The sequence below is a fragment of the Parageobacillus sp. VR-IP genome (genome assembly GCF_013357975.1).
GTDB classification, from domain to species: Bacteria; Bacillota; Bacilli; order Bacillales; family Anoxybacillaceae; genus Saccharococcus; species Saccharococcus caldoxylosilyticus.
Genome location: NZ_JABVYQ010000001.1, coordinates 217,094 through 239,084 on the forward strand (window position 1 = coordinate 217,094; position 21,991 = coordinate 239,084).

Genomic DNA, 21,991 nt, shown 5'->3' on the forward strand with positions numbered 1-21,991 from the left:
GATCATGAGGTGTCATGAATGAAAGCATATTTGCATTTAGCGAACGGAAAGACGTTCACAGGAAAATTGGCATCGCCGCTTCCCAATGGGGAGGTAAGCGGGGAGATCGTCTTTTTCACCGGTATGACCGGCTATCAAGAAGTATTGACAGACCCTTCTTATAAAAATCAAATTATTGTGTTTACGTACCCGCTCATCGGAAATTACGGAATTAATGCCGATGATTTTGAAAGCAAGCGTCCGCATGTGCAGGCGGTCGTAGTCTATGAGGCGAGCAGCCATGGATATCATTACGAAGCGAAGTATAGCTTGAAAGAATATTTGCAGCAATGGAACATCCCGTTATTAACCCATGTCGATACGCGCGCATTAGTGAAAGAAATCCGCAATGAAGGAACGATGATGGCGCAGCTGACCGTATCGCCATCATGTACGCTCGCCGCGTTGGATGGCCATTTATCTCCAGTTCGCGATGTGTCAACAACGCAAATCGAAACGTACGGGGACGGCCAGCCCCATCTCATGCTAATCGATTTCGGCTACAAAAAATCGATTTTGCAGTCTCTCATCGCGCGCGGATGCAAAGTGACGGTCGTTCCATATCATACTTTGCCGCAAACGGTCGAATCGCTAAAACCGGATGGCATCGTTTTATCCAACGGTCCGGGCGACCCGAAACAACTTTCTCAACATTTAGCCAGCATCCGGCAACTCATCGACCGTTATCCGACGTTGGCGATTTGTCTCGGCCACCAGCTAGTGGCGCTTTCTTACGGGGGGGATACGGAAAAGCTCCGTTTCGGACATCGGGGCGCCAATCAGCCTGTCTTTGATGCGGTGAAACAAAAAGTGTTTATGACCTCGCAAAACCATAGTTATGTCGTCAAAAAAGACAGCTTGGCAAACACTCCGTTTCATATCCGCTTTACCAATGTCAATGACGGTTCTGTTGAAGGCATGGTGCACCGCCATAAACCGATTTTATCGGTGCAGTACCATCCGGAGGCGCACCCGGGTCCTGGCGATACGGATCATATTTTTGACGAGTTTCTACAAACAGTGGTAAAGGGAGAGAAAGTCTATGCCTAAGGATACATCACTGCAGTCGATCCTTATTATCGGATCCGGCCCGATTGTCATTGGCCAGGCCGCGGAGTTTGATTATTCCGGCACGCAAGCATGCATTGCCTTAAAAGAAGAAGGATACCGTGTCATTTTAGTGAATAATAATCCGGCGACGATTATGACCGATGATGTTCATGCGGATGCTGTTTACTTTGAGCCGCTGACAGTAGACAGCGTCGAGGCGGTGATCGCCAAAGAACGGCCTGATGGGCTGCTTGCGACGTTTGGCGGACAGACAGGATTAAACTTAGCGTTTCAGCTTCATGAAGCGGGAATTTTGGAAAAATACGGGGTGAAACTGCTCGGAACGCCGATTGAAGCAATTAAAAGAGGGGAAGACCGCGAAGCGTTTCGCGCCTTGATGTATGAATTAGGCGAACCTGTTCCGGAAAGTGAAATTATTACCAATATCGATGAAGCGGTCGCATTTGCCGAAAAAATCGGATTTCCGATCATTATTCGTCCTGCATATACGCTCGGTGGAACCGGCGGCGGCATTGCCGAAAATATGGAGCAATTTGTGGCGCTCGTGGAAAAAGGACTAGCCGAAAGTCCGATTACGCAATGCTTGATTGAACGGAGCGTCGCTGGGTTTAAAGAAATTGAATATGAAGTGATGCGCGATCATACTGATACGTGCATTACCGTCTGCAATATGGAAAATGTCGATCCTGTCGGCATCCATACGGGCGATTCCATCGTCGTCGCCCCGTCGCAGACGCTGACAGACGAAGAATATCAAATGCTTCGCTCCTCGGCGATTAAAATTATTTCTGCACTTGGCATTATTGGCGGCTGCAACATTCAATTTGCCCTCGATCCGTTCAGCAAGCGCTATTATTTGATTGAAGTCAATCCGCGTGTCAGCCGTTCCTCGGCGCTTGCTTCCAAGGCGACTGGATACCCGATTGCCCGCATTGCCGCAAAATTGGCCGTTGGCTATACGTTGGCGGAACTGTTGAACCCGGTGACGAAAACGACGTACGCCAGCTTTGAACCAGCGCTCGATTACGTCGTCGTAAAATTTCCACGCCTGCCGTTTGACAAATTTCCGCTTGCTGACCGCCAGCTCGGCACGCAAATGAAGGCGACGGGAGAAGTAATGGCGATCGACCGCAATATGGAACGCGCGTTTCAAAAAGCGGTTTATTCGCTAGAAGGCAAAAATAACGGCCTGTATTTGCCGGAGCTTGCCGAAAAAACAGAAGCCGAACTGAAACAGCTGCTTGTAAATAGGGATGACCGCCGTTTCTTTGCCATTTTGGAGCTGTTCCGACGCGGGGAAACGATCGATACTGTCTATGCGCTGACGAAAATTGACCGTTTCTTTTTGCATTCGTTTTATCAGCTCATTGAATTGGAAAAGGAAGCGAAAGAAACAAATCTGGACGAAATTGACGAAGCGACGTTCCGCCTTTTGAAGGAAAAAGGATTTACGGATGCATTTTTAGCGGAAGCGTGGGGCGTGAAGGAGCAAGACGTGAGGGCAAAGCGAAAACAGCTCGGCATCCTTCCGGCCTATAAAATGGTCGATACGTGTGCCGCCGAATTTCATTCGGAAACGGATTATTATTATTCCACTTATTTCGGCGAGGACGAACGGAAAAAAAACGATAAGGAAAAGGTGCTGATAATTGGCGCCGGACCGATTCGTATCGGCCAGGGAATCGAGTTTGACTACAGTTCTGTCCATAGCGTCTATGCTCTTCAAGAAGAAGGATATGAAACAGTGCTAATGAACAACAATCCGGAAACGGTCAGCACCGATTTTGCCGTGGCGGACCGGCTTTATTTTGAACCGCTGACGATAGAAGACGTGTTAAACGTCATTGAAGCGGAACAAATCAAGAAAGTGATCGTTCAATTTGGCGGACAGACGGCCATTAATTTAGTGAAAGGGCTGGAGGAAGCAAATGTCCCGCTTCTTGGCGTTACGTACGATGTCATTGACCGGTTGGAAGATCGCGACCGTTTTTATCAGCTGTTAGAAGAACTCGACATTCCGCATGTGCCAGGAATGATGGCCAATAACGAAACAGAGCTGCTTGCCAATGCTGAAAAAATCGGCTATCCAATATTGCTTCGTCCTTCCTATGTGATTGGCGGCAGAGGAATGTTTATTGTCAAAGACGAACAGCAGTTGGCAACGCTGTTAGCGCAAGGTATGATTGCGTATCCGTTGCTGATTGATGCATATTTAGACGGAAAAGAAGCGGAAGTCGATGTCGTGACTGATGGAAACGATATTTTGCTGCCGACGATTATTGAACATGTCGAAAAAGCAGGGGTGCATTCCGGAGACAGCTATGCATGGCTGCCGGCCCAAACGCTGACAAAAGAAGAGCAAAACAATATTATTACTTATGCAGCAAAAATCGCGAAAAAGCTGCAATTTAAAGGAATTATGAACATCCAATATGTCATTGCCAACGGGCAAGTCTATGTTCTCGAAGTCAATCCGCGCGCAAGCCGAACCGTGCCGATTGTCAGCAAGACAACGGGAATTCCTCTTGCGCAAATTGCGACAAAATTATTGCTTGGGAAATGCTTGCGCGAAGTCGTTGATGAAAAACAGTGGCATTTGGCGAACTTGCCATACTTTGTTCTAAAATATCCCGTCTTTTCGACATATAAGCTGCCGGGCGTCGACCCGCTTGTCGGTCCGGAAATGAAATCGACCGGTGAAGGAATCAGCATTGCAGCAACAAAAGAGGAAGCGGCGGCGAAAGCTTTTTATCCGTATTTAGCGAAAAAGCGTGAGGCGCGAGAAATTTATGTAAATGGAGAAATAGCCGAACCATTGCTTGAGCAAATAAAAGAAAAACAATTAATCATTGTTTCCGACATGCCTTTTTCCGAATGGGTGAAACGAAAAGAAGCGCTGGCGTTTTTTGATTTGCAAAAAGATGAAACAAGTTTTGAATATCGAACCATTGCGTTGTCCCGCCAAATCAAGGTGTTTACCGAAAACGAGACGTTTGCGCTCTTTTTGCAGGCGATCGGCATAAATCCGTTTCCGGTTTCATCGGTTCAAGAGTGGCTTGAAAAGAAAAAACAAATGGAGAAAGAGGTGATCGTATGAACACGGTCGTTTCCCTAAAAGGAAAAGATTTTTTAACATTGATGGATATTTCGTCAGAAGACATTCATGATTTACTGGCGCTTGCTGCGCAGTTAAAAGAAAAGCGGCTTGCCGGACAATCTTATACTCCGCTTACCGGAAAAACGTTGGCGATGATTTTTGAAAAGCCATCTACGCGCACGAGAGTATCGTTTGAAGTCGGCATGATTCAGCTCGGTGGAAGCGCGCTTTATTTAAACAGCAATGATTTGCAGCTCGGACGCGGCGAAACGATTGCCGATACCGCACGAGTGCTGTCACAATATGTGGATGCGATTATGATTCGTACGTTTGCGCATAGCAAAGTGGAGGAGCTTGCTCAATATGCGGCGATTCCGGTGATTAACGGATTGACAGACGATGATCATCCGTGCCAGGCGCTTGCCGACTTATTGACGATTTATGAAGTAAAGAAGGAGTTAAAAGGGTTGAAACTTGCTTATGTCGGCGACGGAAACAATGTCGCTCATGCGCTGATGATTGCTGCTGCCAAGGTCGGCATGGACTGCACCATTGCTTGTCCGCCTGGATATGAACCGAAAGAGACTTATGTAAATGCAGCCGTGCAAATTGGGAAACAAAGCGGAGCTGACATCGCGGTGACACACGACCCAATCGAAGCCGTCGCCGATGCCGACGTTATTTATACCGACGTATGGACGAGCATGGGACAGGAGCAGGAAAGCGAGCAGCGTCTTGCTGCATTCCAGGAGTTTCAGGTCAATGGTAAATTAGTGAAGCATGCGAAACCGGATTATATGTTTTTGCATTGCCTGCCGGCCCATCGTGGTGAAGAAGTGACTGCGGATGTGATTGATGGACCGAATTCATACGTATTTCAGCAGGCAGGTAATCGCCTCCACGTGCAAAAAGCGATTTTGGTTTCTTTGTTATAAGAGAGTAGCACCGGGAATATGCCCGGTGTTTTTTATGTCACCATTATTTGCTTGGTTATGAACAAACGGGGAAGAGGGAATGATAAAAATGTACTCTGAATAAGGGGGAATACGACAATGGGCCAACAACGCCATTTTAAACCAGGCGATAAAGCGCCGAACAACGGAGTATACATTGAAATTGGCGAGACAGGAGATAATGTCAAGAATCCGAAAAAAATCAGGCTCAAAGCAGGAGATACGTTTCCGGAAACATCGAATCATAATCGTCATTGGACGTATATGCGCAAACCGTAACGGCAATAAGCCGAGAAAAATCGGCGTCGCTATTAGTTGCTAAAACGTTAAAGGGATAAAAAAGAACGTTTTCGTGATGGATTTTTACCCTCCATAAAGCCATTCCGGTCAAGGAGTGGCTTTCTATTTGAAATAACAAGCAAGCATTCGCTATAATATACATAAAGGTCAAAGAAGGTCAAAAAGGAGGGGAGTCAGTGGATATTCAAAAATTTACCGAAAAAGTGCAAGAGGCTTTGATGACGGCCCAATCGACTGCTGTGAAACATCACCATCAGCAGCTCGATGTGGAACATTTGCTGCTGGCCTTATTGCAGCAAGAAGAAGGACTTGCCAAAAGAATATTCACACTGCTGCGTGTTAATATAGACGCATTCATTCATGAACTGCAAGTATTGTTAAAGAAAAAGCCGGAAGTGCTAGGAACGGGGGCAGAAAACGTTTATTTATCTTCACGGTTGCAGAGGGTCTTGACGAATGCAGAAAAAGAAGCGAAAACAATGCAAGATGAATATATTTCCGTAGAGCATTTGCTGCTTGCAATGGCATCAGAAACGGATGATATCGGTGAGCTTTTTCGCCGCTACGGCATTCACCGTTCTTCATTATGGAAAGTATTAGTGGAAATAAGGGGGAATCAGCGCGTGACAAGTCCGACGCCAGAAGCTACATACGAAGCGTTAAAAAAATATGGACGCGATTTAGTCGCGGAAGTGAAAGCGGGAAAAATCGATCCGGTGATCGGCCGCGACAGCGAAATTCGCCGCGTTATTCGCATTTTATCGCGGAAAACCAAAAACAATCCGGTATTAATCGGTGAACCTGGGGTCGGAAAAACGGCAATTGTCGAAGGCTTAGCGCAGCGCATTGTCCGCAAAGACGTTCCCGAAGGATTAAAGGACAAAACGATTTTTGCGTTAGATATGAGCTCACTTGTCGCGGGCGCAAAATTCCGCGGCGAATTTGAAGAGCGTTTAAAAGCGGTGTTAAACGAAATAAAGAAAAGTGAAGGTCGGATTATTTTATTTATTGATGAATTGCATACGATTGTCGGCGCCGGCAGGGCGGAAGGCGCAATGGATGCCGGCAATATGCTGAAACCGATGCTGGCGCGCGGGGAGCTGCACTGCATCGGTGCGACGACACTGGATGAATACCGGCAATATATCGAGAAAGATCCGGCGCTCGAACGCCGCTTCCAGCAAGTGCTTGTCGAAGAACCGAGCGTGGAAGATACGATTTCGATTTTGCGCGGCTTAAAAGAGCGGTTTGAGGTCCATCATGGCGTAAAAATTCATGACCGTGCTCTCGTTGCCGCCGCGACATTGGCGGACCGCTACATTTCTGACCGCTTTTTGCCGGATAAAGCGATTGACTTAGTTGATGAGGCGTGCGCGACGATTCGTACGGAAATGGACTCGATGCCGTCGGAGTTGGATGAAGTGATGCGCCGCGTTATGCAGCTGGAAATCGAAGAAGCGGCGCTGCGAAAAGAAACGGATGAGGCGAGCAAAGAACGTCTTGAAGCGCTCACAAAGGAACTTGCGGATTTACGGGAAAAGGCAAACAGCATGAAAGCGCAATGGCAGCAGGAAAAAGCAGCAATTGGGCGTGTGCGCGATGTGCGCGAGGCGCTGGAAAAAGCAAAGCGTGAGTTAGAAGAAGCAGAAAATGAATATGATTTGAACAAGGCAGCGGAACTCCGCCACGGCCGCATTCCGCAGCTTGAGAAACAATTAAAGCAGCTAGAACAAGAAATGAACGAAAATAATGAGGGAAGGCTGCTTCGCGAGGAAGTAACAGAAGAGGAAATCGCCGAAATCGTTTCGCGCTGGACGGGAATTCCGTTGACAAGGCTTGTCGAAGGAGAACGGGAAAAGCTGCTGCGCTTGCATGAACTGTTGCATGAACGGGTCATCGGCCAGGACGAAGCGGTGGAACTAGTGGCTGATGCGGTGCTGCGGGCGCGTGCCGGCATTAAAGATCCAAACCGCCCGATCGGTTCGTTTATCTTTTTAGGACCGACCGGCGTCGGAAAGACAGAATTGGCTAAAACGTTGGCACAAGCATTATTTGACAGCGAAGAACAAATGATCCGCATCGATATGTCCGAGTATATGGAAAAACATGCCGTTTCCCGCTTAATCGGCGCTCCTCCGGGCTATGTCGGCTATGAAGAAGGCGGGCAGCTGACCGAAGCGGTGCGGCGCAAACCGTATTCCGTCATCTTATTAGACGAAATCGAAAAAGCGCATCCAGAAGTGTTCAATATTTTGCTGCAAATGCTCGATGACGGGCGGATTACTGATTCGCAAGGGCGCACAGTTGATTTTAAAAACACGGTTGTGATTATGACGTCCAATATCGGCTCCCACCTGCTGCTAGAAGGGGTGACGGAAGGCGGGGAAATTAAAGAAGAAACGCGCGAACAAGTCTTGCAGCAGCTGCGTGCCCATTTCCGTCCGGAATTTTTAAACCGCATCGATGATATTGTTTTGTTTAAGCCGCTGACGATGAATGAAATAAAAGGAATTGTCTCGAAATTTGCCAATGAATTATCCAAACGGCTCAGCGACCGCCATATTTCGCTTTCTTTGACAGATAAGGCAAAAGAATATATCGCTGAATCTGGATTTGACCCGGTTTACGGAGCGCGGCCATTGAAACGGTTTATGCAAAAGCAAATTGAAACCCCGCTGGCGAAAGAAATCATTGCTGGACGGGTGAAAGATTACAGTACGGTAGTGGTCGATTATGAAAACGGGCAAATTGTGATAAAAACGCAATCATAACAAAAGGCTGTCCAAATCGTGGACAGCCTTTTGTTATGATGCAAGTGATTAATGATGGTGATGTTCTACCGGCTCGTCCGGAATCAGACTGGCGACAATAAAGATGAGAACGGTCACAATGACGCCCAGTAAGGCTCCGGTAGAAAAATTATAGGTGATTCCTTGCATGGATCCCATTACATAGGTAGCCATCTGCACTAACAGAAACGTCCAGAAAAACGTCCAAAACAGCCGCATCTTCTTATTATTCCTCCCATCATTTCAAATTCCTTTTCTTATCTTACCACAACTTGCTCATTAGGCATATACCCATACGTTTTATTATGCGCCGCATATGGTATACTGTACAATTATGCATCGTAAAACAAGGGTGAATATCCATATGACAGTTCAACAACGGTTTTTTCAGCTCGATGACCAATGGTGCATTATTCATCTGCCGGAACGCCCAAATGGATTTGCTCTCTTTATTATTGGTGATACGGACCATTTTGTAAACGAGCATACAAGTTTTTGGATCGAGCATAAAGGTCGCCGCAATCTTCTTGATCAGATGCTCGAATATGGTTACACAGTATTTTACTCTCATCTGTATGGCCGGCATTGGGGAAGCTCTAAAGCGGTACGTCTAGCGAAGCAGCTGATTTACTACGTATTGAAAAGTGAAATTTTAAACAATCGCATTTACATTCTTGCCGAAGGAATGGGAGCGCTCGTTGCTTTGCAGCTTCTTGAAGCGATGCCGAAACAAATCCGTGCGGTTGTGATGTTAACCCCTTGTCTCGATTTGCGCGCCCAGCTCGAATATGAAAAGGAAAATCAATTTTTTTATAAGCGCATGGTAAAGGAGATTGCACTTGCCTATGACATAGAAGAAGCAAACGTCGAAAAAGCAGTTCCTTCGCTGCTTCTCATCCCACACCAAGTTCCGGTTAAAATATGGCAATTATCAGGAGTGACCCATTATCCATCGTCGCTTCATTGTCGCAAGTATGAGCAATGGATGAAAGCGATGAACGATCGTGTTCTTGTTGTTTATTACTTACCGGAAAAGAACTACCAATTGGCAAGGGAAATTGTTAAATTTTTCAGGAAATATAACGAGCTCCCGTAAATTCCTCTATCTTCTCTAGACACGATAGAGGAATTATTTTGGTAGATAAAAAACAAAAAGCACTTGCAGGCGTAACGGATACGGATTAGGGGTACAAAATATAAATTAGCATAACTATTCGTTTGGTAAATGGTTATGTAATTAGCGGCAAAAAACATTATCATTCGCAGCAAAAAGGCATTGTTAGGAAAAACAATGCCTTTTTGCTTTAATCTTATGTTACGTTGAACTAATGCGCCTGTTCGTTGAACAAGCGCCTATTCCAATGGTGCGCACTATGTGTACAGCGCCGGGCTTCTCTTTTGTTTTCTTTGATTTTCTCGCGCAATCGCACTGTTTGTCAACCGCAAAAACCATTTCCATTTGTCATACAGGACTTGTAATATTGATAACCTTTAGAAAAGAAGGTCATTATCATCATCAGGGTAATAAAGGAGTGGAAATATGATTCTCTCTAAATTTGTAGATGAACTCCCCATTCCTCCTATTTTAAATCCTCGATGGAAAGATCAGTTTTATACTTATTATGAAGTGAATATGACGGAATTTAAGCAATCACTTCATAGTGAGTTAAATGATACAACCGTATGGGGCTATGAAGGCAGCTATCCAGGACCTACAATTGAAGTAGAGAGCGGAGAAAAAGTGTTTATTAAATGGATCAACAATCTTCCAAATAAGCATCTTTTGCCAGTAGACTATACGGTGCATGGTGCCCATGTGGATGTACCGGAAGTACGAACGGTGGTACACGTACATGGCGCTAGTGTTGAATGGGAAAGCGATGGCTACCCGGATGCTTGGTTTACAAAGGGATTCAAACAAGTTGGTCCATATTTTAGAAAGCAAATATATCGATATGATAATCACGATCGTGCTTGCACCCTCTGGTATCATGACCATGCGCTTGGTATCACGAGGCTCAACGTGTATGCTGGATTGGCGGGTTTCTATATTATCAGAGATCATCGGGAACGTTTATTGAATTTGCCAAGTGGGAAATATGATATCCCTCTTATGATACAGGACAAGACTTTTAATAAAGATGGTTCTCTTTATTATCCGAAACAACCAGAAAAACCAATCCCGGAATTAGAAACGTCGATAGTTCCTGAATTTATTGGGGATACCATCTTGGTGAACGGAAAAGTATGGCCGTATCTAAAAGTGGAACCCCGTAAATATCGATTCAGGCTTCTAAATGCCTCTAACACCCGTTTTTATAGGCTAAAGCTTGATTCGGGACAACTTTTTTATCAAATCGGGACGGATGGAGGATTGATGGAATACCCGATAGGAGTCAAAGAAATCACGTTGGCACCTGCGGAACGAGCAGATGTAATCATTGATTTTACCAATCTTGAGGGCAAGAATATCATCATGACAAATGATGCTCCCGCTCCTTTTCCAACCGGAGATCCGCCAGATGAAAATACAAGTACTGTGATGCAGTTTAGAGTGACTCTTCCTCTTTCAAATATTGATACGAGTGTTATACCGTCTTATATGGGGCCTCTTCCAAAAATAAAAGAACAGTTAGCTTCAAAGATACGATACCTAACATTAAACGATAATGTGGATAAGTACGGTCGTAAACTCATGCTATTGGATAATAAACGGTGGGATGACCCTATAACAGAAAATCCTAAATTGGGATCAACCGAAATATGGTATCTAATTAACTTAACTGAAGATACACACCCTATTCATCTTCACTTAATTAATTTTCAAATATTAGACCGGAGAGATTTCGATGTAGAAAAGTATAAAAAGGAGAGAATTATCCATTATACGGGTCCGGCGATTCCTCCCGAACCACAAGAGCGGGGATGGAAGGATACAGTAAGAGCTAATCCTAACCAGGTAACTCGAATTGTCATGAAGTTTGGTCCTTATACAGGATTGTATGTATGGCACTGCCATATCTTGGAGCACGAGGATTATGAGATGATGAGACCGTATATTGTTATCCGATGATCATGTTGACACATCCATTTTATCGGTGAAAATATATTATTATTCTGTTAATTCGTATGCTAATTTAGTTGCGATTTTATAATATAAAACAATAAAAATAAAAAGACCAATTCCTATGCGAATTGGTCTTAAAATTAGATTTGTTAAATATCTTTTTGTACTTCAAACCCGAATCCGTTATTGCAGGCGGTGCTTTTTATTTTTTGAACATGTCGACAAAGGAAGTGATTTTTTTCATTAACGGCTTTAATTGATCAAACGAGGCGACGAGTGTATCAATATTTTGGAGAAGCTGCATAAAATCAAGGCCTTGCTGTGAAGGGGCCTCATTTTGTATAGGGGCTCCATCGTTTGACTGGCGAGACGGAGGAAAGGGACCAAACATTAAGCGGGAAAAACGGTCTAGCGGTCTGTCCTGCTGCTTTTGCTCTTCGTGATCAGCCATCGCACTGCCCTCCCTTTTCGTTTTCCTTATTAGCACTGTATGGCGAAGGAAGCGAAAGTGACTAGACAAATCACATGTTTTTATTGCGCGCTTTTCATTTTTTCGATAAAATTAGTACCAAGTAATAATAATTGGTTATATAATTCTAAAGGAGATGTTCGGTGTGGGAGCAGGTATTATTGGAATCGGCCGGTATTTACCGGAAAAGGTGTTGACAAATTTTGATTTGGAAAAAATGATGGATACGTCCGATGAATGGATTCGAACACGAACGGGGATTGAAGAACGGAGAATTGCTGCAGACGACATGGACACTTCCGATATGGCCTATTTGGCAGCAAAAAAGGCATTGGAAGACGCAGGAATTGCTCCACAAGACATTGATTTAATTTTAGTAGCGACAGTGACGCCTGACCGGGCGTTTCCATCTGTCGCCTGCATGCTGCAGGAGCGGCTTGGCGCTGTTAAAGCAGCGGCGCTGGACATTAGCGCGGCGTGCGCCGGGTTTATTTATGGAATGGTGACAGCAAGCCAATTTATTGACAATGGAGCGTATCGTTATATATTGGTAGTCGGGGCAGAAAAACTATCCAAAATCATGGATTGGACCGATCGCAATACAGCAGTATTATTTGGCGATGGCGCCGGAGCAGTCGTCATGGGGCCTGTTACGCAAGGCCGCGGAATTTTGTCATTTGAATTAGGGGCCGATGGAACAGGAGGAAAACATTTATATAAAGACGAATATATCGTGATGAACGGCAGGGAAGTGTTTAAATTTGCCGTTCGACAAATGGGAGAATCGAGCATTAACGTTTTAGAAAAAGCAGGCCTATCGAAAGAAGATGTCGATTTTCTTATTCCGCATCAGGCAAACATTCGCATTGTGGAAGCAGCCAGACAACGCCTTGAGCTGCCGGAGGAGAAAATGTCGACAACGATCCGCAAATACGGCAATACGTCAGCTGCCTCGATTCCGATTTCGCTTGTTGAGGAGCTCGAAGCAGGAAAAATCAAAGAAGATGACTTGATTATTATGGTCGGATTCGGCGGAGGACTGACGTGGGGCGCAATCGCTTTGCGCTGGGGCCGATAACAGATCAAGATGGATGAAAAAGGAGAGACGAAGCGATGGAAAAAAGACGAGTCGTTGTTACAGGTCTTGGGGCAGTAACCCCGCTTGGAAACGATGTGGAAACAACATGGAAAAACATCGTTGCCGGCCAGTCTGGAATCGGGATTGTTACCCGTGTCAATCCCGATGAGTTTCCGACGAAAGTAGCAGCGGAAGTAAAAGATTTTGATCCGGAAAGCTTTATCGACCGCCGTGAGGCGCGGAAAATGGACCGCTTTACGCAATATGCGGTTGCTGCTTCATTGATGGCGGTAAAAGATGCAAAGCTGGAAATCACAGAAGAAAACGCAGCAAGAGTCGGCGTTTGGATCGGCTCGGGAATCGGCGGCATGGAAACGTTTGAACAACAGTTTGAAATTTTCCAAAAACGTGGCTACCGCCGAGTCAGCCCGTTTTTTGTGCCGATGATGATCCCGGATATGGCAGCAGGGCAAGTATCTATTATTTTAGGTGCAAAGGGAATCAATTCTTGTACCGTCACCGCTTGCGCGACAGGCGCCAATTCGATCGGCGACGCGTTTAAAGTGATTCAGCGCGGCGATGCCGATGTAATGATTACCGGCGGCACGGAGGCGCCAATTACGAAAATGGCGTTTGCCGGATTTTGCGCCAACACCGCTTTATCGACGAATCCAGATCCAAAAACGGCAAGCCGTCCGTTTGATAAAAACCGGGATGGATTTGTCATGGGCGAAGGTGCCGGCATTCTTGTATTAGAAGAACTAGAGCATGCCTTGCGCCGCGGCGCAACAATTTATGCGGAAATTGTCGGGTACGGAGCAACAGGAGATGCGTATCACATTACTGCACCGGCTCCGGGCGGAGAAGGCGGCGTGCGTGCGATGCGCCAGGCATTGCAAGATGCGGGGATGAAGCCGGAAGAGATCGATTACATTAACGCGCACGGCACAAGCACGGAATATAATGACAAATATGAAACGATGGCCATTAAAGAAGTATTCGGCGACTATGCGTACAAACTCGCCGTCAGCTCGACGAAATCAATGACTGGCCATTTGCTTGGAGCGACCGGCGCCGTTGAGGCGATCTTTTCGATTTTGGCAATCAGAGACGGAATTATTCCGCCGACAATTAACTATGAAACTCCGGATCCGGAATGCGATTTGGACTATGTGCCTAACGCAGCAAGAAAGCAGGAAGTAAACACGGTGTTAAGCAACTCGTTTGGATTTGGCGGGCATAATGCGACATTGATTTTTAAAAAATATGTAAAATGACGGTCAGGCTATCTCTCCAAACGGTGAGATAGCCTCTTTTTTCACCTCTTTTTCTGCTGAATCATACGATAGTGAAAAAAAGAGGTGAGAGGACATGTCCGTTTGCCGGACAGATCGATGGCTCGAGAAAGACGGCGACCAGCCAATTCGCTTATGCCAGCGTCTTACTCGTTATTTTCCAGACGCGAGCGCCCGGGACATTTATCATTATTTGCTTCCTTACGGTATGTATCGACCGGCGAAAACTATAAAAGAGATTGTGGAACAAATGAAACAAAAGGATATGTGGAAACGGGTCGAAGCGGTTTACGAGAAGCGGAAAAAAGATTGGAACGGTCCGGATGTCCCTATTTTTCTATTTCCGGCTGATTCCTATAATCGAAAATTAGTGCGTGAATTTAACGGGAAAGGCGGCGTCGCTTTTCATGACAAACTGTTTCTTTTTTTATTGCCGCACCACACCAATAAAGAAATCGAAGCGTTAGTAACGCATGAGTACAATCATGTTTGCCGCCTAAATAAACAGAAAAAGAAATACGAAAAGATGACGCTTTTAGATGCGGTCATATTAGAAGGGCTTGCTGAAAGCGCCGTAGAGCGTTATGTCGGAAAAGATCATCGGGCCAGCTGGACTTCTTATTATTCCGATGAGCTGCTTCATCATTTTTGGCAACGTTATGTCGCGCCGTATCGCTCAATTTCGACGCAACACCCGTTATGTTCCCGCATCCTTTACGGACTAGGTTTTTATCCGGACATGGTTGGATATGCGGTTGGGTATGCGATTGTCTGCCGTTGCTTGGAGCGGGGAAAAGAATTAGCCGAGTTGATGGATATGGATTCGGAGCAAATGTTGCAGATTGCCGCGTTCGAAGGCGGCGAATAGTCATGATTGCCATCGGGTGCTCATATATGTAAAACTAGGATGGACAAGTTGAAATGAAAGAAGTGGGACCCGATGGTTCGCATATTTCTTTACTTAGTTGGCTTTGGCTTTTCCGTTGTTGGCGGAATGATGATCATTACATACTTAAACATCATGACGCCAGAGCGGGGATGGAGTGAATATTTTTTCTATATTTGCACGAGAAGTGAGTGTTATTTATTTCCTATTGGCGTATTGCTTATGTGGGGAAGTTTATATTTTCCCGGCCGAGAACCGTAATGGAGAAAAGAGGTTTGCATGGAATAAAATTCTTCCCCTCTGCCTATACTGATGGACAAACAGATTTGGAAGTGAGGGGTATCGTATGCTGTATCTGCATGACATTTGGGTGAACTGGTTTGAAGGGGAAGAGAACGGATACAACGTATGTCATTTCCATGAGTGGCGAAAGGATGATCAAGTGGAATTGCTCGATCAAGTGCCGCTGTTAAAAGTTTCTTCCGCCTTATTTGACTATATTGAAAACAGCTTATCAGAGATTCCAAAACCACTTTTAGAGGATGTATACCAGAAGGCGTATGTGCGTAAAAATCATGAACGCATTCAGCTCGATTACTGTTTTGTGGTAACAGATGGATTTGGCATTCTTGCCGTTGATACGATTGGCTACAATATTCCGATTCGGAAGAGCCGTCTCATTCCAAGACAGGAACAGCTTGTGTATGAAATGGTAGCCGATCAACAGGAAGAACCATATCCGCTGCCGACATACGAAAAAGAGTATCACATTTTATCTCCATCACCTGAGCTAATGCATGGGCTGACACGGAAAGAACGGCAGTTGAAACAGCTTTTATTTATGGCGCTTGATCAGCTCTACTCGACGAAAAATGTGGCAGAAGTGCGTTACTGGTATACGGAATGGGCGCCGCAAAAATACCCTGACATCCAAAAAATGTCATTTGAAGAGGCGTGGCAGCACTTATACGAGGAGACAAAATACGGATGGTCGGAACGGCATGAGCAGCTTTGCGAAAAATTAATCAAAGGACAGCCGTTTTTTGAAAAAATTTGGGAAATGGAGCAAGAACCGAAAGTGAATTAAATAGCAACACAGGTAATGATGAGATGTTTTCGCTTTTCATGAGCTAATTTCGGCAGAAAAGCGGATTGTGAACTATTTATTAATTCATCAACATGCCTGAGGTGATGAAACAGGAAAAGTGGCTGACACGATTTTGTGTCAGCCACTTTTTTCTTTAGTGTCTTCTGCCAAGCCCCATCGCCTGTTCCATTTTTTCGAGCATTTCTGTTGCTGTCTTATTCGCTTTTTCTGCACCTTCATCGAGTACTTGGTCGAGCATGCTGCTTTCGAGCCAATCATAATATTTTTCTTGAATCGGCGTAAGGGTATCGATAATGACTTGAGCCAGGTCAGCCTTAAAGACGCCGTATCCTTTTCCAGCATATTCTTGTTCGAGCTCTTCGATTGTTTTACCCGCTAAAATGGAATAAATGTTGAGCAGGTTAGAGATTCCCGGTTTTTTTTCTTTATCATAGCGGATGACACCTTCAGAGTCAGTGACCGCACTTTTGATTTTCTTTTCGATCGTTTTCGCGTCATCCAAAAGGGTGATAAACGCTTTTTTATTTGGATCGGATTTGCTCATTTTTTTTGTCGGGTCGGCCAGCGACATAATGCGCGCCCCGATTTTTGGAATGCGCGGTTCCGGAATCGTAAAAATCTCGCCATACCGCTTGTTGAACCGCTCCGCTAAGTCGCGTGTCAATTCAATATGCTGCTTTTGATCCTCTCCGACAGGTACAATATCGGTTTTATAGAGAAGAATGTCGGCCGCCATCAACGGCGGATAGGTGAGCAGTCCGGCGCTGACCGCTTCCTTGCCTGCCGATTTATCTTTAAACTGCGTCATTCTTTCGAGTTCCCCAATATAGGCAATGCATTGCAACATCCATCCCGCCTGCGCATGCGCCGGAACTTCCGATTGAATAAACAGCGTCGCTTTATTTGGATCGATGCCGACCGCAAGGTAAAGGGCAGCTAGGCTGCGGATATTTTTTTGCAGCTCTTTTGGATCTTGCGGAACGGTAATCGCGTGCTGATCGACAATACAAAAGTAACAGTTGTACTCGTGCTGCAGTTCCAAAAACTGGCGCATCGCTCCGATATAGTTGCCGAGCGTAATGACGCCGCTTGGTTGAATGCCGGAAAAGCTAGTTTTCATACGACCACTCCTTTATATAGTTGTAATAGAAAAAGCCCTACCCCCTAAACGTTAGGGACGGTAGGACCGCGTTGCCACCCTAGTTATTGCACGTTGCGTGCAATCACTTTGCCCATGTGCGCCTGCACATGGCGCCTCGATAACGTAAGGCAAACGTCCAAGCCTACTAATTTGCGGTTCAGCCGGATGCTCGAAAGCCCATTCCATATTGCTAGCCGCTTGTTCGCACCAGCCACAAGCTCTCTGAAGGCATCGCAATATGTACTCTTCTTTCTCATCGCATGTTCCGTCCAGTTTTGTTGATTCTTATTGTAAAATATATAGTTGCCATGTGCAAGTTTCTTTTTATACTATAGCAAGGAATAGGAGAAAGTTAAATAAAATATATAAATAACATGGATAAAAAATGATGATGTATAAAATTTGTATAAAGCTTTTGGCTGGCACGAAAGAAAAAAGATAGGGTATTCTTTGATTGAGTCAACGCTCTAGAGAAGAAGAACCCTAATTATGTCTAAAAGTATATCGAATGTAGACTGGAGAAATCAACTGAAGAGTGCCATTTGTCAGCTTGTCAAGATAAACATATTTCCCCCTATCTGCCATACTTTACACAAAATTTTTTTGGCACTACCGATACGGGAAAGCGTTTATTCTTATTTCAAAGTGTTATTTAATAATTTTTCATCTATACATTATTTTCTAAATTATCTTAATAAAATTATGTTTTTAGTGGTAAATAAAATAAAGATAAAAACATGCGAAAGTTGTCTTCCTTAACACGATACAAAAAACCGATATGTAAGCGTTTTAAAGTATACAAAAAATAAATTTTTTATTTACAATTGTCAAAAAAAAATATAAAATTACAGATAGCTAGAATGGATGATTCGATATATAATAAAAATTCAGAAAATAATAAAATAAAAATTTCTTTTTAAATATATTAATAACCTTTATAATGAAAATTAAAATAAATATTCAGATAAATAGAGATAGTTAAAAAATTTTTTGTTTTGCTTAGAAAAAATGATTTTAATTTATTAGCAAAAGTTCTACGCTTTACGCGGAACTTTTGAGAATAAAAAATTATTTTTAGGGGGGAAATCTATGAAGAAAAGGCTTTCTGTTCTTTTTAGCTTAATGCTAGTATTGAGCCTTTTCCTTTCTGCGTGTGGTGGTTTCCAAAAAGGTGATGGATCCGCCGGTGAGAAAGGAAAAAGCGGGGACAAAGCCGCCAATGTTCCGCAAGAATTGCATATTAACATTAAAACAGAGCCATTCTCACTAAACCCAGGTCTAGCCAATGATAGTGTTTCTAGTAACGTTTTAAACCAAACATTTGAAGGATTAACCCGTATTAAAAACGGCAAACCTGAGTTGGCTATGGCTGAAAGTTATGAAGTTTCTAAAGACTTAAAAACATACACATTCAAATTGCGCGATGCAAAATGGTCTAATGGTGATCCAGTTACTGCGAAAGATTTCGAATATGCGTGGAAATGGGCACTTGATCCGAAAAATCAATCGCAATATGCCTATCAGCTTTATTACATTAAAAATGGTCAAGCATTTAACGAAGGAAAAGCAAAAGCAGAAGATGTTGGTGTAAAAGCAATTGACGATAAAACGTTACAAGTTACGCTTGAGAACCCAACACCTTACTTCTTAGAATTAACAGCGTTCTATACGTATTTCCCAGTAAATAGCAAAATCGCTCAGAAAAATCCAAAATGGTATACAAACGCTGGCACTGACTACACTTCGAACGGACCATTCAAGATGGTTTCTTGGGAACATAATAACAAAATCATTTTGGAAAAGAACGAAAATTACTGGGATGCGAAAAATGTAAAATTAACAAAAATTGAAATGGTTATGGTCAACGATACCAACACAGAGCTTTCTATGTTTGATAATGGTGAGTTGGATTGGGCAGGTATGCCTACTGGTCAATTGCCTCCAGACTCTTTGCCAAAATTAAAAGAGGAAGGTAAATTACACGTTCAACCAATTGCTGGTGTTTACTGGTATAAATTTAATACGGAAAAACCGCCGTTGAACAACGTCAACATTCGTAAAGCGCTGGCGTACGCCATCGATCGCAAAGCGATTGTTGAAAACGTAACAAAAGGCGAACAAATTCCTGCTATGGCTGCAGTGCCGCCAACGATGTTCCCTGAGAACAAAAAAGGTTATTTCAAAGATAATGATGTGAAAAAAGCAAAAGAATACTTGAAAAAAGGCCTTCAAGAGCTTGGATTAAAAGATGTGAAAGATTTGCCTCCTATTACCCTATCGTTTAATACTGATGATCAACATGCGAAAATTGCTCAGGCGATTCAAGATATGTGGAAGAAAAACTTGGGCATTGAAGTAAAACTTGAGAATGCTGAATGGGCAGTTTACATTGATAAATTGCATTCTGGCGACTATCAAATCGGCCGTATGGGTTGGTTAGGCGACTTTAACGATCCAATCAACTTCCTAGAACTGTTCCGCGACAAAAAGGGCGGAAATAATGATACAAACTGGGAAAATCCGAAATATAAACAGTTATTAATCGATTCCCAAAAAGAAAAAGATCCTGAAAAACGCAAAGAAATGCTAAAACAGGCAGAAGCCATTTTAATGGATGAAATGCCAGTCGCGCCAATCTATTTCTACACGAATACGTGGGTGCAAAAAGATAACTTAAAAGGTGTAGAAATGTCCGGCCTTGGCGATGTCCAATTTAAATGGGCATATTTTGAATAAAATCGTACGTCGTGAAAGGTGATAAGAAGGTATATGAGGGAGACCTCATATACCTTCATTCCTGTTAAGGTATTTTTTGCAGAAAATGGAGGTGTAGGAAATTTGTTGAGATATATAAGCAAACGTTTGCTCTATATACTTATGTCTTTGTTTTTAATTGTAACAGCGACATTCTTTTTAATGCGTGCTGCTCCGGGAGGACCGTTCTCGAGCGAAAAACAAGTTCCGCCAGAGATCGAGAAAAACTTGAACGAATATTATGGACTCGACCGCCCTTGGTATATCCAATACTTTGATTATTTGGTTTCTATTGCTAAATGGGATTTCGGTCCTTCATTTAAATATAAAGGACAGACTGTTAACGATTTAATTAATGAAGGATTTCCAGTTTCCTTTTTTCTCGGTATGGAATCGTTATTAATCGCCATAAGTATTGGAGTTTTACTGGGAATTATTGCGGCTTTAAACCATAATAAATGGCAAGATTATGCGGCGATGGTTTTCGCGGTTCTAGGAATCTCTGTTCCAAGCTTTATTATGGCGTCCATTTTGCAGTATTTTTTAGCGATCAAACTAGGCTGGTTTCCAGTTGCGCGTTGGGAATCGCTGCAACATACTGTCTTGCCTGCGCTTGCTCTTGCAGCAATGCCAATGGCATTTATTGCCCGTTTAACTCGTTCCAGTATGTTAGAAGTATTAGGCAATGATTATATTCGCACGGCGAAAGCGAAAGGACTCTCACAAGGACAAATCACAGTAAAACACGCCATTCGCAATGCGATACTTCCAGTTGTAACTTATTTAGGTCCTTTGTCTGCACAAATTTTAACGGGTAGCTTTGTGATTGAAAAGATTTTTGGTATTCCCGGACTTGGAAGCCATTTTGTAACAAGCATTACCAATCGTGACTATACAACGATTATGGGTGTCACGGTGTTTTACAGTATTCTACTATTATTGTCTGTGCTGCTCGTTGATATTGCTTATGGCTTTATTGATCCACGCATTAAGTTAGCCGGTGGTAAGAAAGGGGAGTAATCATGCAGCAGATTCCGAAAGAGATGTTCCAGCCAGCGGTAGCCGATGTTAGAGAAGCGGAGAAGTTGTCAAAACCAAGCCTTTCGTTTTGGAAAGATGTTTCGATACGTTTTCGAAAAAATAAATTGGCTATGTTTGGATTAATTCTATTAATTCTTTTAGCGTTCATGGCCATTTTTGGTCCGTACATGACAAAATATGATTATGCAACGAATGATTTAATGAATACAAACCAGCCGCCTTCTTCCAAACATTGGTTTGGAACCGATGAACTTGGACGTGATATATTTACTCGCACATGGTATGGTGCTCGTATCTCTTTATTTATCGGATTGGCAGCTGCGCTGATCGATTTGGTGATCGGAGTGCTTTGGGGAGGAATTGCTGGCTACCGTGGCGGAAAAACGGATGAAATCATGATGCGCATCGCCGATATTTTATATGGAGTTCCATATTTGCTTTTAGTCATCATATTAATGGTTATTTTGGGACAAGGGTTAGGAACCATGATCCTTGCGATGACGATTACTGGATGGGTAAATATGGCTCGTATTGTTCGGGGACAAGTGTTGCAGTTGAAAAACCAAGAATATGTATTGGCAGCGCGGACACTTGGCGCGAGCACGTCCAGAATCATGTTTAAGCATTTGATTCCTAATGCCATGGGCTCGATCCTTGTTACGATGACGTTAACGATTCCTAACGCCATTTTTACAGAGGCATTTTTAAGCTATTTAGGATTAGGTGTTCCACAGCCGTTAGCAAGTTGGGGAACAATGGCTTCAGAAGGGGTACAGGCATTGCAATATTATCCATGGCGTCTGTTTTTCCCGGCTACATTTATTTGCTTAACTATGTTTGCTTTTAATGTAGTGGGGGACGGGCTACGTGATGCATTAGATCCAAGATTACGCAAGTAGGGTG

The 21,991-nt window shown here is 43.8% G+C and carries 18 protein-coding genes and 1 other annotated feature; of the genes, 15 read left to right on the forward strand and 3 right to left on the reverse strand.

The annotated features are described in order from the left end of the window. Positions 1 to 18: 18 nt before the first annotated feature. From HT574_RS01205 to clpB, 5 genes are all read left to right on the forward strand, one after another. Complete coding sequence (locus HT574_RS01205) at positions 19 to 1,089, forward strand: carbamoyl phosphate synthase small subunit (RefSeq protein WP_175243181.1); 1,071 nt, start codon at positions 19 to 21, stop codon at positions 1,087 to 1,089. After that, complete coding sequence (locus HT574_RS01210; RefSeq protein ID WP_175243182.1) at positions 1,082 to 4,207, forward strand: carbamoyl-phosphate synthase (glutamine-hydrolyzing) large subunit; 3,126 nt, start codon at positions 1,082 to 1,084, stop codon at positions 4,205 to 4,207. Before HT574_RS01205 ends, HT574_RS01210 begins: the two co-directional genes overlap by 8 nt. Next, complete coding sequence (gene argF / locus HT574_RS01215; RefSeq protein ID WP_175243183.1) at positions 4,204 to 5,142, forward strand: ornithine carbamoyltransferase; 939 nt, start codon at positions 4,204 to 4,206, stop codon at positions 5,140 to 5,142. Before HT574_RS01210 ends, argF begins: the two co-directional genes overlap by 4 nt. Positions 5,143 to 5,259: 117 nt before the next feature. Next, the gene (locus HT574_RS01220; protein WP_175243184.1) at positions 5,260 to 5,439 is read left to right on the forward strand and encodes a YjzC family protein; all 180 of its coding nucleotides are present in this window, start codon (positions 5,260 to 5,262) and stop codon (positions 5,437 to 5,439) included. 197 nt (positions 5,440 to 5,636) lie between these two features. Beyond that, on the forward strand, positions 5,637 to 8,231 hold the full coding sequence (clpB, locus tag HT574_RS01225; protein WP_175243185.1) for an ATP-dependent chaperone ClpB: 2,595 nt from the start codon (positions 5,637 to 5,639) through the stop codon (positions 8,229 to 8,231). A 48-nt stretch (positions 8,232 to 8,279) separates the two neighbouring features. Here the strand turns inward: clpB and HT574_RS01230 are convergent, their stop codons facing one another. Beyond that, a complete protein-coding gene (locus HT574_RS01230; RefSeq protein WP_017436329.1) occupies positions 8,280 to 8,468 on the reverse strand; it encodes a YjzD family protein in 189 nt (62 codons plus the stop codon). A 145-nt stretch (positions 8,469 to 8,613) separates the two neighbouring features. Here HT574_RS01230 and HT574_RS01235 point away from each other — a divergent pair, with 145 nt between their 5' ends. Both HT574_RS01235 and HT574_RS01240 read left to right on the forward strand, forming a co-directional pair. Continuing rightward, positions 8,614 to 9,345 carry an alpha/beta hydrolase gene (locus tag HT574_RS01235; protein WP_175243186.1) on the forward strand — a complete coding sequence of 244 codons (732 nt, stop codon included), beginning with the start codon at positions 8,614 to 8,616 and terminating at the stop codon, positions 9,343 to 9,345. Between the two features lie 444 nt (positions 9,346 to 9,789). Then, on the forward strand, positions 9,790 to 11,322 hold the full coding sequence (locus HT574_RS01240; protein ID WP_175243187.1) for a multicopper oxidase family protein: 1,533 nt from the start codon (positions 9,790 to 9,792) through the stop codon (positions 11,320 to 11,322). Between the two features lie 196 nt (positions 11,323 to 11,518). Here HT574_RS01240 and HT574_RS01245 read toward each other — a convergent pair whose 3' ends face one another. Next, on the reverse strand, positions 11,519 to 11,767 hold the full coding sequence (locus HT574_RS01245; RefSeq protein WP_175243188.1) for a hypothetical protein: 249 nt from the start codon (positions 11,765 to 11,767) through the stop codon (positions 11,519 to 11,521). 163 nt (positions 11,768 to 11,930) lie between these two features. Here HT574_RS01245 and HT574_RS01250 point away from each other — a divergent pair, with 163 nt between their 5' ends. From HT574_RS01250 to HT574_RS01270, 5 genes are all read left to right on the forward strand, one after another. Continuing rightward, positions 11,931 to 12,863: a beta-ketoacyl-ACP synthase III gene (locus HT574_RS01250; protein ID WP_175243189.1), complete on the forward strand. Its 933-nt coding sequence runs from the start codon at positions 11,931 to 11,933 to the stop codon at positions 12,861 to 12,863. Between the two features lie 35 nt (positions 12,864 to 12,898). Beyond that, positions 12,899 to 14,140 carry a beta-ketoacyl-ACP synthase II gene (gene fabF / locus HT574_RS01255; protein ID WP_175243190.1) on the forward strand — a complete coding sequence of 414 codons (1,242 nt, stop codon included), beginning with the start codon at positions 12,899 to 12,901 and terminating at the stop codon, positions 14,138 to 14,140. Between the two features lie 94 nt (positions 14,141 to 14,234). Then, positions 14,235 to 15,026, forward strand: a complete 792-nt coding sequence (locus HT574_RS01260; protein WP_175243191.1) for a DUF2268 domain-containing putative Zn-dependent protease — start codon at positions 14,235 to 14,237, stop codon at positions 15,024 to 15,026. A 72-nt stretch (positions 15,027 to 15,098) separates the two neighbouring features. Next, complete coding sequence (locus HT574_RS01265; protein WP_017436322.1) at positions 15,099 to 15,305, forward strand: YuzI family membrane protein; 207 nt, start codon at positions 15,099 to 15,101, stop codon at positions 15,303 to 15,305. Positions 15,306 to 15,390: 85 nt separating this feature from the next. Then, complete coding sequence (locus HT574_RS01270; RefSeq protein WP_175243192.1) at positions 15,391 to 16,131, forward strand: YjbA family protein; 741 nt, start codon at positions 15,391 to 15,393, stop codon at positions 16,129 to 16,131. 154 nt (positions 16,132 to 16,285) lie between these two features. On the opposite strand, the gene trpS is transcribed toward HT574_RS01270, so the two are convergent. After that, entirely contained in the window at positions 16,286 to 17,272 is a 987-nt protein-coding gene (gene trpS, locus HT574_RS01275; protein ID WP_175243193.1) for a tryptophan--tRNA ligase, read from the reverse strand. 50 nt (positions 17,273 to 17,322) lie between these two features. After that, positions 17,323 to 17,559 (reverse strand) — a binding site (T-box leader). Between the two features lie 823 nt (positions 17,560 to 18,382). On the opposite strand from trpS, the gene HT574_RS01280 reads away from it, so the two are divergent. The 3 genes from HT574_RS01280 (at position 18,383) to HT574_RS01290 (ending at position 21,987) form a co-directional block, all read left to right on the forward strand. Continuing rightward, a complete protein-coding gene (locus HT574_RS01280; RefSeq protein WP_175243194.1) occupies positions 18,383 to 20,029 on the forward strand; it encodes a peptide ABC transporter substrate-binding protein in 1,647 nt (548 codons plus the stop codon). A 102-nt stretch (positions 20,030 to 20,131) separates the two neighbouring features. Next, the gene (locus tag HT574_RS01285; RefSeq protein WP_175243750.1) at positions 20,132 to 21,067 is read left to right on the forward strand and encodes an ABC transporter permease; all 936 of its coding nucleotides are present in this window, start codon (positions 20,132 to 20,134) and stop codon (positions 21,065 to 21,067) included. Positions 21,068 to 21,069: 2 nt separating this feature from the next. Then, the gene (locus HT574_RS01290; RefSeq protein ID WP_175243195.1) at positions 21,070 to 21,987 is read left to right on the forward strand and encodes an ABC transporter permease; all 918 of its coding nucleotides are present in this window, start codon (positions 21,070 to 21,072) and stop codon (positions 21,985 to 21,987) included. Positions 21,988 to 21,991 lie beyond the last annotated feature (4 nt).